General features: G+C 72.1%; 12 protein-coding genes (1 of these 12 only partly in view). 7 read left to right on the plus strand and 5 right to left on the minus strand.

All coding sequences use genetic code 11. From position 1 onward, the window contains the following. Positions 1-7 precede the first annotated feature (7 nt). Positions 8-1,414 carry a dihydropyrimidinase gene (gene hydA, locus D474_RS0121025; RefSeq protein WP_017615467.1) on the plus strand — a complete coding sequence of 469 codons (1,407 nt, stop codon included), beginning with the start codon at positions 8-10 and terminating at the stop codon, positions 1,412-1,414. 11 nt (positions 1,415-1,425) lie between these two features. Further along, the gene (locus D474_RS0121030; RefSeq protein ID WP_017615468.1) at positions 1,426-2,451 is read left to right on the plus strand and encodes a TIGR03842 family LLM class F420-dependent oxidoreductase; all 1,026 of its coding nucleotides are present in this window, start codon (positions 1,426-1,428) and stop codon (positions 2,449-2,451) included. Positions 2,452-2,523: 72 nt separating this feature from the next. Here the strand turns inward: D474_RS0121030 and D474_RS0121035 are convergent, their stop codons facing one another. After that, complete coding sequence (locus D474_RS0121035) at positions 2,524-3,126, minus strand: response regulator transcription factor (protein WP_017615469.1); 603 nt, start codon at positions 3,124-3,126, stop codon at positions 2,524-2,526. Beyond that, the gene (locus tag D474_RS0121040; RefSeq protein WP_017615470.1) at positions 3,123-4,259 is read right to left on the minus strand and encodes a sensor histidine kinase; all 1,137 of its coding nucleotides are present in this window, start codon (positions 4,257-4,259) and stop codon (positions 3,123-3,125) included. Before D474_RS0121040 ends, D474_RS0121035 begins: the two co-directional genes overlap by 4 nt. Positions 4,260-4,417: 158 nt before the next feature. Here D474_RS0121040 and D474_RS0121045 point away from each other — a divergent pair, with 158 nt between their 5' ends. From D474_RS0121045 to rpsN, 5 genes are all read left to right on the plus strand, one after another. Next, a complete protein-coding gene (locus tag D474_RS0121045; RefSeq protein ID WP_040704122.1) occupies positions 4,418-5,686 on the plus strand; it encodes a DUF418 domain-containing protein in 1,269 nt (422 codons plus the stop codon). 354 nt (positions 5,687-6,040) lie between these two features. Further along, positions 6,041-7,141: a CobW family GTP-binding protein gene (locus D474_RS0121055; RefSeq protein WP_017615473.1), complete on the plus strand. Its 1,101-nt coding sequence runs from the start codon at positions 6,041-6,043 to the stop codon at positions 7,139-7,141. A 3-nt stretch (positions 7,142-7,144) separates the two neighbouring features. After that, complete coding sequence (gene rpsR / locus D474_RS0121060; RefSeq protein WP_017615474.1) at positions 7,145-7,393, plus strand: 30S ribosomal protein S18; 249 nt, start codon at positions 7,145-7,147, stop codon at positions 7,391-7,393. A 44-nt stretch (positions 7,394-7,437) separates the two neighbouring features. Beyond that, positions 7,438-7,674 (plus strand): 50S ribosomal protein L28, encoded by a 237-nt coding sequence (gene rpmB, locus D474_RS0121065; RefSeq protein ID WP_017615475.1) that lies wholly within the window; start codon positions 7,438-7,440, stop codon positions 7,672-7,674. Then, positions 7,674-7,979: a 30S ribosomal protein S14 gene (rpsN, locus tag D474_RS0121070; protein WP_017615476.1), complete on the plus strand. Its 306-nt coding sequence runs from the start codon at positions 7,674-7,676 to the stop codon at positions 7,977-7,979. Before rpmB ends, rpsN begins: the two co-directional genes overlap by 1 nt. Before the next feature lie 103 nt (positions 7,980-8,082). Here rpsN and D474_RS0121075 read toward each other — a convergent pair whose 3' ends face one another. The 3 genes in view from D474_RS0121075 to D474_RS29530 are tightly spaced (each overlapping or abutting the next) and all read right to left on the minus strand, a layout consistent with a single transcriptional unit that may run on beyond the window. Then, positions 8,083-10,998 (minus strand): glycoside hydrolase family 2 TIM barrel-domain containing protein, encoded by a 2,916-nt coding sequence (locus D474_RS0121075; RefSeq protein WP_017615477.1) that lies wholly within the window; start codon positions 10,996-10,998, stop codon positions 8,083-8,085. Continuing rightward, positions 10,995-11,168 carry a hypothetical protein gene (locus D474_RS34340; RefSeq protein ID WP_017615478.1) on the minus strand — a complete coding sequence of 58 codons (174 nt, stop codon included), beginning with the start codon at positions 11,166-11,168 and terminating at the stop codon, positions 10,995-10,997. Before D474_RS34340 ends, D474_RS0121075 begins: the two co-directional genes overlap by 4 nt. Beyond that, positions 11,165-11,187, minus strand: partial view of an alpha-galactosidase gene (locus D474_RS29530; RefSeq protein ID WP_017615479.1) — the 3' end only. The gene runs 1,927 nt beyond the window's last position; the window shows 23 of its 1,950 coding nt (coding positions 1,928-1,950); the start codon falls outside the window, past its right edge; its stop codon occupies positions 11,165-11,167. The genes D474_RS34340 and D474_RS29530 overlap by 4 nt, the downstream gene beginning before the upstream one ends.

The raw sequence follows: 11,187 nt of genomic DNA on the forward strand, positions 1-11,187 counted from the left end.
GCTCCCCATGACACGCACCCTCATCACCGGCGGACTGGTCGTGACCGCGGCCGAGGAGACCGAGGCAGACGTCCTCGTCGAGGACGAGAAGGTCGTTGCTCTCGCCCTGCGCGGCAGCGACGATGCACAGGCATGGGCCCGCAGCGGCGCCAGGACCATCGACGCGACCGGACACTACGTCGTCCCGGGCGGCGTGGACCCCCACACGCACATGGAGATGCCGTTCGGCGGCACCTACGCCTCCGACACCTTCGAGACCGGGACCCGCGCCGCCGCCTGGGGCGGGACCACCACCATCGTCGACTTCGCCATCCAGCGCCCGGGCGAGCCGGTCCGGTCCGGGGTGGAGACGTGGATGGGCAAGGCCGACGGCAACTGCGCCGTCGACTACTCCTTCCACTCGATCCTGTCCGACGTCAACGAGTCCTCCCTGAAGGAGATGGACACGCTCGTCGACGAGGGCATCACCTCCTTCAAGCTGTTCATGGCCTACCCGGGTGTGTTCTACAGCGACGACGGGCAGATCCTGCGGGCCATGCAGCGCGGTGCCTCCAACGGGGCGCTGACGATGATGCACGCCGAGAACGGCATCGCCATCGACGTGCTGGTCGAGCAGGCGCTGGCCGAGGGGCGCACCGACCCGCGCTACCACGGTGAGGTGCGCAAGGCGTTGTTGGAGTCGGAGGCCACCCACCGGGCCATCCAGCTCGCCCGGGTGGCGGGTTCCCCGCTGTACGTGGTGCACGTGTCCGCGCAGGAGGCGGTGGAGGAGCTCGCGCGCGCCCGTGGCAAGGGGCTGAACGTGTTCGGCGAGACCTGCCCGCAGTACCTGTTCCTGGACGTCGAGAACCTGGCCGAGCCGGACTTCGGCGGCGCCAAGTACGTGTGCTCGACCCCGCTGCGCCCCAAGGAGCACCAGGAACACCTGTGGCGGGCGCTGCGCACCAACGACCTGTCCGTGGTCTCCACCGACCACTGCCCGTTCTGCTTCACCGGGCAGAAGGACCTCGGCAAGGGCGACTTCTCCAAGATCCCCAACGGCATGCCGGGGGTGGAGAACCGCATGGACCTGCTGCACCAGGCGGTGGTGGAGGGGCGCATCAACCGGCGGCGGTGGATCGAGATCGCCTGCGCCACCCCATCGCGCATGTTCGGCCTGTACCCGAAGAAGGGCACGATCACCCCGGGCGCCGACGCCGACCTGGTGGTCTACGACCCCTCGGCCCGGCACACGATCTCCGCCGAGACCCACCACATGAACGTGGACTACTCCGCCTACGAGGGCATCGGCGTGACCGGCAAGGCGCGCACGGTGCTCTCGCGCGGCCGTGTGGTGATCGACGACGACACCTACCTGGGCGAGGCCGGACACGGCCGGTTCGTGCCCAGGTCCACCTGTCAGTACCTGGTCTGAGGAGGCCGCACGTGGACATCGGACTCGTCCTGCAGACCGACCCTCCCGCCGACACCCTGGTGGAGCGCATGGTGGCCGCCGAGCGGCAGGGGTTCACCCACGGGTGGACCTTCGACTCGGTGGTGCTGTGGCAGGAACCCTTCGTCATCTACAGCCGCATCCTGGAACGCACCCGGCGCCTGCGTGTGGGGCCGATGGTGACCAACCCCAGCACGCGCAGCTGGGAGGTCACGGCTTCGCTGTTCGCCACCCTCAACGACATGTTCGGCAACCGGACGGTGTGCGGCATCGGCCGGGGCGACTCGGCGATGCGGGTGGCGGGGCGCAAGCCGGCCACGCTCGCGCGGTTGGGTGCGGCGATGGCGGCGATCAAGGACCTCGCCGAGGGCCGGGAGGCCGACGTCGAGGGTACTGCCATGCACCTGCCGTGGGTGCGTGAGGGGCAGCTGCCCGTGTGGATGGGCGCTTACGGCCCCAAGGCCCTGGACCTGGTGGGGCGGCGGGCCGACGGGTTCATCCTGCAGCTGGCCGACCCGTACCTGACCGAGTGGATGGTCCGGGCAGTACGGGCGGCGGCCGTCTCGGAGGGGCGCGACCCCGACGAGGTGCGCATCTGCGTGGCCGCTCCGGCCTATGTCACCGACGGCTCCCGGCAGGCCGGAGACCACGCGCGCGAGCAGTGCCGCTGGTTCGGGGGGATGGTCGGCAACCACGTCGCCGACCTGGTGGAGCGCTACGGCGACTCCTCCGACGCGGTGCCCCAGGAGCTGACCGACTACATCCGGGCGCGCCAGGGCTACGACTACAGCCACCACGGGCGGGTGGACAACCCCGACACCGAATTCGTGCCCGACTCGATCGTGGACCGGTTCTGCCTGATCGGCACGCCCGAGGAGCACGTGGCCAAGCTGGAACGTCTGCGTGCGGCCGGGGCGGACCAGTTCGCGGTGTATGCGATGCACGACGACGTCGACGGGGTCATCGAGTCCTACGGCAGGGACGTGATCCCCTCCGTCTCGGGTGGCGGACCGGTCTGACACCGCGGGGAGCTTGTTACCAGAGCCGGTTTGCGCCGAATGTGGCTCCGGTAACAAGATCCCGGTCGGGGTTCAAAGCCAGTCGTGTTCGCGGGCGTGGCGGGCGGCTTCGTGCCGGCTGCGGCTCTGGGTCTTGCCCATGGCGTTGGACAGGTAGTTGCGCACGGTGCCCTCGGCCAGGTGCAGGCGGGCGGCGATCTCTGCGACCGAATATCCGTGCCCGGTCTCGCGCAGCACGTCGAGCTCGCGGTCGGTGAGCGGGCAGTCGTCGATGATGGCGAGCGCGGACACGTCCGGGTCGATCCACCGCCGCCCCTCGTGCAGGGCCGCGATGACCGAGGCGATGTGGGAGGGGTCGGCGGACTTGCTGACGAACCCCTGCACGCCCAGTTCCAGGGCCCGGCGCAGCACCCCGGGCCGGGCGTGGCGAGTGAGCATGAGCACCACCTGGTCGGGCCGTTCGCGGCGCAACCTGGCGAGCGCGGCCAGTCCGTCGGTCCCGGGCATCTCCAGGTCGATGACCAGCACGTCGGGGTGGTGTTCGAGCGCGGCACGCACGGCCCCGTCGCCCTCCTCGGCCTCGGCGAGCACCGTGACGTCGCCTTCCAGGGGCAGCAGCGAGGCCAGTGCGGAACGCAGGAGGGCCTCGTCGTCGGCCAGGACCACGGTGGTCATCGCTCGTCCTTCCTTGCGGCGGGGGCGGCTTCGGGGCGGGGCAGTGAAGCAGCGGTGTGGAACCGGGTTCCGTCCTGTTCCACCGCCAGTGTTCCCCCGTGCTCGGCCAGGCGCTCGCGCAGGCGCGCGAGCCCGCTGATCGCGGGCGGCCCATCGGTGTGCGCGCCGTCGTTGGCCACGGCGAGGTCGCCGCCGTCGAGGGTGATCCAGACCCGGGCGGCCTCGCTGTGACGCAGAATGTTGGTGGTGGTCTCCCGCAGGACCTGGCCGAGCAGCGCGTCGGTGCCGGGGGCGGGCTCGGCCCCGCGTTCGGCGTGCACCGCGATGCCGGCGGCCTCGAGCAGGTTCTTGGCGTTCTCCAGTTCCGCGGTCAGGTTGAGGCGGCGCTGGGCGTGGGCGAGCTCCCTGGTCTCGGTGATGGTGTCGCCGACCAGGGTGTGCACCTCGTCGAGTTCGTGTTCGACGCCTCGCAGGTCGCTGTGCAGGAGCTTGCGGGCCAGGGCAACCTTGAGCTTGACCACGTGCAGCGTGTGGCCCTGGATGTCGTGCAGGTCGCCGGCGAAGCGCACCCGCTCGCGCATGACCGCCACCTCGGCCTCGCGTCTGCGGGCCCGGTCCAGCTCCGCGACGAGCTCCTGCACCGCCTGACCCAGGACGATCAGGCCCACGCCGCCGGCGGCCACACAGGCGGACACGAACACGAACAGGGCCGTTGCCCCGAGGCCCTCGCCGCTCTGCAGCACCGGCCGCAGCGCCAGGACGGCCACCGCGAACACGGCGATCGCGGTGAGGGCGGCCCGGCGCCGGCGCGGGTGTTCGAACACGGTCAGGGAGGCCACGGTCGCGAACCCGAAGACGCTGGTAGCGGCGCCGAAGACCAACACCCCCGCCGCCCACACGGCCGCGGTCAGCACGAGCCCCGGCACGGCGACGGAGGCGAAACGGCCGGCCCGCCACCGGTCGAGCACGATCAGGGTCACAGCCAGACCGGCTCCCATGAGCAGCGCATCCGGCCAGCCGTCGGCGTCGGTGGCCACCAGCAGCGCCCCGACGGCCGAGACGGACGCGAAGACGATGTCCAGGTTGAGTCTGCGCAGCCGCCCCTGCGCCTCGTCGGTCAGTTCGGACGTCATGCACGCCCCTCCCCTGTTGTTCGCACCGCCCCAGTCTCCTCGGCGGCGCCCGTGCCCACCAGTGACACCACGTCACGGGTGGGAGCACACACGTGTCACAGGGATCCGGTGACACGGCCGCACTGCCCCGCGGGGGCGGTGCGGGCGAGGCTTTCCGCATGATCTCCGAACAAGCCGTACAAGCCCCGGTGCGCGCCACACCGGTGACCGAACGCGTACTCGCCCCCGACCTCGCTCGCGGCATGATGTTGCTGCTCATCGCTCTGGCGCACGTTCCCTGGTTCATCTACGACGTGCCCGTGGGCATGATGCTGCATCCGGACGGGGGTTCGGTCGCCGACCGGGTCGCCCAGGCCCTGACCCTGATCGTGGTGGACGCGCGCACCCACACGATGTTCGCCTTCCTGTTCGCCTACGGCATCGGGCAGATGTACGCCCGTCAGGTGGAGCGCGGCACCTCCCCGGAGCAGGCGCGCCGGTACCTGCGGCGCCGCCACCTGTGGATGTTGGTGTTCGGCGCCGTGCACGGGGTGCTGCTGTGGCAGGGCGACATCCTGGGCGCCTACGGGCTCATGGCGCTGCTCATGGTTCCTCTGTTCTTCGGCCGCCGTGACCGCACGCTGCGTATCTGGACGGGGGTGCTGCTGGGTGTGGGCGCGCTGTCGGTCGCGGCATCGGCGCTCATGGCCCGTCTCGCGCCGGCCGACCCGGCCGCTTCGGCCCCCGGCGCCGAGACGCTGCAGCGGTTGAGCATCGCAGAGCCGGACTACCTGCTCTCGGCGCTGTTCCGCGTTCCGGCCTGGTTCCTCACCACGACGCAGGGGGTGCTGACTTTGGCCCTGCCCACGGCCTTCCTCATCGGTCTGCTGGCCGCGCGGCACCGGGTGTTGGAGGAGCCCTACCGCCACCTGCCGCTGCTGCGCCGGGTCGCGGTGTGGGGTATCGCCGCCGGGTGGGCGGTCGGGGCGGGCCTGGCCCTGCAGCACCTGGGTGTGTTCGGCCCCCGGACCGTGGCGCTGGTCAACGGGCTGCATTTCTACACGGGCATTTTCGCGGGTGTCGGTTACGCCGCTCTGTTCGGCCTGATCGCCCACCTGATCTCGGTGCGCGGCCGCCGGGACGCCTTCCCTGTGCGGGCGGTGGTGGCCCTGGGCCGGCGGTCGCTGAGCGGCTACCTGGCGCAGTCGCTGGTCCTCCCACCGCTGCTGGCCGCGTGGGGTCTGGGTCTGGGGACGTCCCTGTCGAGCTGGTCGGCGATGCTGTTGGCGGTGGCGACGTGGTCGGCGACCGTGGCCGCGGCCTCGGCGATGGACCGGGCCGGCGTGCGCGGTCCGGCCGAGACGCTGTTGCGCCGACTGACCTACGGCCGGTCCGCGCGGGGCTCCGGCGCGCCCCCGGCGGCGCAGGGGGCGGGCGCTGAGGCTTGACGGTGTCCCCACCGCCGACCGGGGTCACGGTCGGTCGGCGGTAGTTCACCCGTGCCGGGACGGTGCCGCTGTCGAACGTCTCTCAGCCCGCGCCTGGGAGCACCGTTTCAGGGCGAGGACGGTGACGGCGAAGGCGGCGGCCTCGGCGAGCAGGGGCCCGCCCCGGCGCAGCTGTTCGAACGCGATGCGGCAGACCAGCACTGCGAACCCGTAGGCGCTCGTGAGCGGCCCTGTCCGTGCGCACGCACCTCACACCGGGGCGGTGTTCCGAGCACGGGGTCGGCATGGTTAGACTTAGAAAACGGTTTTCATTTTCATTTCTGGAGGGGTCTCTCCCTCGGGAAGGAGCGCGCCATGCGCATCGCCCTCGTCACCGGTCTGCACGGGCTCGCACGGCACGAGACCGTGCAGGCCCTGTTGTCGTCGCGGCCCCGGACCCTCGCCGTCCACCACGACCTCGCCCACATCGGGCAGGGCACCGTCCACCGCCTCACCCAGGACACCGGCGGCAACCAGCAACGCGACCCCGTCCACCTGGACCACGCCTGCGCCTCCTGCACCCTGCGCGAGGACCTGATCCCCTTCCTCCTGCGCACCGCGGCCACAGGCCGCCACGACCTGTGCGTGGTCGAGGCATGGAACAGCGTCGAACCCCAGCTCATCGCCGAGTCGATCGCCGCACAGGACGAACTCCGCCTCACCGCCGTGATCACCGCCGTGGACGCCTCCCGCCTGACCGCCGACCTGGGCACCCACGACGAACTCTCCGACCGCGGCCTGGACATCGCCCAGGACGACCACCGCACCGTCACCGAGGTCCTGACCCGCCAGCTCGAGTATCCCGGCCGCATCGCCCTGCGCGGCGAGCCCACGCCCCACGCCCGCTCCCTGCTCACTCAGCTCAACCCCGCCGCCGAAGCCGCACCCACCGCCGAGGCCGCCGAGGGATGGTTCGGCGCCGAGTTCGACACCGAGGCCGCCCACGCCCGGCTCAACCCCGCCTGGGCCCGCTACACCGGCCACGCCGACGAGCACGGGGTCAGCACGGTGGTCTGGGACCGCGACAGGCCCCTGCACCCCGAACGCTTGGCCGAGGCCCTGGAGGAGCTGGCCTCCCGCACCCTGCGCGGCCGCGGGCGCTTCTGGCTCGCCAGCAAGCCGGACAACCTCATGCTCTGGGAGTCCCACCAGGACCTGCTCATGGTCGAGAACGGCGGGCCCTGGCTGGACGCGCTCCCCGAGGCCGCCATGGACCTGGTCGCCTCCGGCCGCCGCGACGCCGCCCATCGCGACTGGAACCCCGTGCACGGCGACCGCCGCCAGCATCTCGCCTTCACCGGAGTGGGCATGGACGCCCTCGCCCTGGTGGAACTCCTCGACTCCTGCCTGGTCACCGACGACGAGACCGGCCAGGACTTCAACAACGACCCCTTCGCGACCTTCACGGAGAGCTGACCCTTGGCCGCCGACCGACGCCGCACCAAACCCGCCCGCAAGCGCACCCTCGCCAACCCGCTGGGCGAGGCCGACCACGTCGACTACAAGGACACCGCCCTGCTCAGGAAGTTCATCTCCGAGAAGGGCAAGATCCGCAGTCGCCGCGTCACCCGCGTCACCGCCCGCCAGCAGCGCCTCATCGCCGCCGCGGTCAAGAACGCCCGCGAGATGGCGCTACTGCCCTATCCGTCCTCCACCAAGCAGAACTGACCACGACCAGCCCGACCGGCCGCTCAACGAATTGGAGATTCCCCGTGTCCCGCGTCTGCCAGGTCACCGGTAAGAAACCGGCGTTCGGCAACAACGTCTCCCACTCGAACCGGCGCACCCGCCGCCGGTTCAACCCGAACATCCAGACCAAGCGCTACTGGCTGCCCACCGAGGACCGCCACGTCAAGCTCCGGGTGAGCACCAAAGGCATGAAGACCATCGACGCCCGCGGCATCGAGCGGGTCGTCGCCGAAATCCGAGCCCGAGGGGAGAAGGTCTGATGGCCAAGAAGAGCAAGATCGCCCGCAACGAACAGCGCAAACGCACAGTCGCCCACTACGCGCAGCGCCGGGCAGAACTCAAACGCACCATCAAGAACCCCGAGACCGCGCCCGAGGAACGCGCCGCGGCCGTGGCCGAGCTGAACCGCCAGCCCCGCGACGCCAGCGCCACCCGTGTGCGCAACCGCGACGCCGTCGACGGGCGCCCGCGTGCGCACCTGCGCAAGTTCGGCCTCTCCCGGATCCGGTTCCGCGAGATGGCCCACCGCGGAGAGCTGCCCGGGGTCACCAAGTCCAGTTGGTGACCCAGGGCGGGCCGGCTGTCAGCGATCCGGCCGGTCGGCGGGGCCCCGGGGTGACCACCTCACTCCCCCGGGGCCCCACCCACGCGTCAGCCCGGGGCCGGGGTCAGCCCGGCAGGCTCGAGAAACCCACCCGCAGGCGGTGGGTCCCCGGCGTGAGCTGGTGTTCACCCAGCACCCCCGGGCCACAGGAGGCCGACCCGGTGCCGTGGTGTTCGGCGTCCAAGCGCAGATGCAGCAGGTCCTCGGCGGCCAGCTCGTGCGGGTGGCGGGCGGCGTCCAGCGCGTGCTCGTCCCATCGGCGTGCGGTGAACGCGAACCCCGGTCCGGTCCCTGCACCGTCCCGGATCCGCAACCCCGCACCGTCGGCACCGCGCAGTTCCACCCACCGGGTCCCGAGCCGGAGCCCGTTCTCCTGCGGCCGCAAGTAGGGGGTCTGCAGTCCCGCCACGGTCTCGGTGAAACGCCCGACCCGCACCCCCTGATCCATGTCCCGGAACGCCTCACCCGGACCGAGCCCGAACCACTCCACCGTGTCCAGGCCGCCGGGCAGCACCAGGTCCAGGCCCACGCGCGGCAACGGGCACGGCCACTCCCCCACCGCGCGGGCCTCCAGATCCAGCCACAGCGTTGAACCGGCCGCGCTCCAGCGGTAGGAGACCTCCAGCCCCAGGTCGCGCGCGGCCGGCGCCAAGCGGGTGCGCACGTGCAGGCTCTCGTGGCCGGCCTGGACGGAACGGCGGCGCTCGACCATCCGGTCCAGGCCCACCGCCCTCCAGAACGGCGCCACCGGGACCCCGTGGTTGCCCTCGTCGTTGTCGGTGGGCGCACGCCACACCCCCAGCCGGGCGCTGCCGGCCTCGAGCCCGGCCACCTTCAGCAACCGCCCGGTGCGGGCGTCGAAGCCTCCGGGCCCCAGGCGCACACGCCCGCCCTCGGTGACCGGGTGGTGCGCCGCCGGTTCCGGCCCCGGTTCTGCCTCGGTCAGGAGCCCCTGACCCCACGCGACCTCGTGCCCCTCTGCGGCCCAGGGCAGGTCGCGGGCCAGGCGTACCGAGACCGTCATCCACACCTGGCCGGCCGCAGCCCCGCGCACCTCGGGCAGGTCCACGTCGGAGCGTTCCCCCGGCGCGAGCACCGGGGCCGGGAGCGTGCCGCGCTCCAGCACCACGCCCTCCTCGGCCGCCTCCCAGCGCACGGCCAGGTCGCCGGTGTCGGCGAACGCCCGCAGGTTCTCCAATCGCACCACCCCGGCCGCGGCATCGACCTCGACCCGCACCGGCGCGAAGGTCGCGGCCAGCGCCGCGAGCCCGGGACTCGGGGTGCGGCCGGGCAGCACCAACCCGTCGGCGACGAAGTTGCCGTCGTGCAGCACCTCACCGAAGTCGCCCCCGTAGGCGAACCACTCGGTGCCGTCGGCCTCCCGGCGGCGGATCCCGTGGTCGAACCACTCCCACACGAACCCGCCGGCCAGGCGCGGGTACCGCTCGAACAACCGCTGGTACTCGGCCAGCCCGCCCGGCCCCGCGCCCATCGCGTGCGCGTACTCGCACAACACGAACGGCAACCCGCGCCGGTGGGCGTCGGCCGACGGGTCGTCGGTCGCCGGTTCCTCGCCCCTGCCGATCTCCTCGACCTCGGCGTGGGGCGCGTACATGCGCGAGTACACGTCCACGTAGGAACTGTCCCGGTCGCCCTCGTAGTGCACCGGCCGGGTCGGGTCGTGTTCGTGCACCCAGTCGGCCATCGCCCGCAGGTTCTGCCCGCGCCCGGCCTCGTTGCCCAGCGACCACATCACCACCGACGGGTGGTTGCGGTCGCGCGCCACCGTGCGCCGGATCCGGTCCAGGTAGGCCTCACGCCACCGGGGGTCGCCGGAGGGGTTGGCCCGCCAGTCCACGGCCTCGAACCCGTGGGTCTCCAGATCGCACTCGTCGACCACCCACAACCCGAGCTCGTCGCACAGGCCCAGGAAGTACGGGTGGGGCGGGTAGTGGCTGGTGCGCACTGCGTCGACGTTGTGCCGTTTCATCGCCAGCACGTCCGCGCGCATGGTCTCCGGCGGCACCGCGCGCCCGTGGTCGGGGTGCCACTCGTGCCGGTTGACGCCCCGCAACAGCAGGGGGCGGCCGTTGGCCATGAGCACACCGTCCTCGACGGCGACGGCGCGGAAGCCGATCCGCAACCGCACCCGCTCACCCGCGGAGACCGCCTCGGCGGTGTACAGGCGGGGCGACTCGGCGCTCCAGGGCTCGACCGGGCCGACCTCGTGCACGGTCCCGGTGGCCGCCCCGTGCAGCCCCAGCTCCGGAAGGTCGATACGGACCGGCGCGGAACCGGGGGTGTCCACGCGCAGCGTTCCGGTGCCGGTGGTGTGGTCGTAACCGGCGACGACGGTGAGGTCCTCGATGCATTCGGCGGGGCGGTGCTGCAGGGTGACGCCACGGAAGAGCCCCGACAGCCACCACATGTCCTGGTCCTCCAGGTAGGACCCGGCCGACCACTGGTGCACCCGCACCGCCAGCACGTTGCGCCCCGGCCGCAGCAGGTGGCCGGCGTCGAACTCCGCGACCAGGCGGCTGCCGGTGGAAAAACCCAGCTCGGTGCCGTTGAGCCAGACCCGCACGAAGGAGTCCGCCCCGTCGAAGCGCAGCACCGCCGCGCCGTCGGGCCAGTCGGCGGGCAGCTCGAACGTGCGCCGGTACTCGCCGGTCGGGTTCTCGTCGGGCACGAACGGCGGATCCAGGGGGAAGGGGTAGTGCACGTTGGTGTAGGCGGGCGCTCCGTACCCGTGCAGCTGCCAGTGGGAGGGCACCGGCAGCTCGTCCCACCCCGAGTCGTCCAGGCCCGGATCGGCGAACCCGTCGTGGTCGTCCGGCACCTCGTGCCAGTACCGGAACCGCCACGTGCCGTCCAGGTCCAGGGCCGGGGCGTCGGACTCCAGCCGGGCGCGCGGGGGCCGGGCGCCGGCGGAGGGAGCGAAGGACTGCAGGTCGGGGTCGGGGCTCGTGCCGGTGCTCATCGGATCTCCTCCAGGTCCAGCAGCATGGCCTGTGCAGGGTTGAGTCCCGGAAGCTGCAGGCCCGCGCGAGCGAGCACGGCCCCGGAGGCCTCGGCACTCTCGGCAGCGAGCCAGGCCGGCATCTGCTGCTGCATCGTCGAGGGCCGCCCGGTCTCCTCGCGCCAGGTCACCCGGTAGCGGCGGGCCCGG

The organism is Nocardiopsis salina YIM 90010, assembly GCF_000341025.1.
Taxonomy (GTDB): domain Bacteria; phylum Actinomycetota; class Actinomycetes; order Streptosporangiales; family Streptosporangiaceae; genus Nocardiopsis; species Nocardiopsis salina.

Coding starts and splice junctions, on each gene's coding strand:
- D474_RS0121035 (WP_017615469.1), bottom strand. CDS start 3,126: ATGACCACCGTGGTCCTGGCCGACGACGAGGCCCTCCTGCGTTCCGCA.
- D474_RS0121040 (WP_017615470.1), bottom strand. CDS start 4,259: ATGACGTCCGAACTGACCGACGAGGCGCAGGGGCGGCTGCGCAGACTC.
- D474_RS0121045 (WP_040704122.1), top strand. CDS start 4,418: ATGATCTCCGAACAAGCCGTACAAGCCCCGGTGCGCGCCACACCGGTG.
- D474_RS0121075 (WP_017615477.1), bottom strand. CDS start 10,998: ATGAGCACCGGCACGAGCCCCGACCCCGACCTGCAGTCCTTCGCTCCC.
- D474_RS0121055 (WP_017615473.1), top strand. CDS start 6,041: ATGCGCATCGCCCTCGTCACCGGTCTGCACGGGCTCGCACGGCACGAG.
- rpsN (WP_017615476.1), top strand. CDS start 7,674: ATGGCCAAGAAGAGCAAGATCGCCCGCAACGAACAGCGCAAACGCACA.
- hydA (WP_017615467.1), top strand. CDS start 8: ATGACACGCACCCTCATCACCGGCGGACTGGTCGTGACCGCGGCCGAG.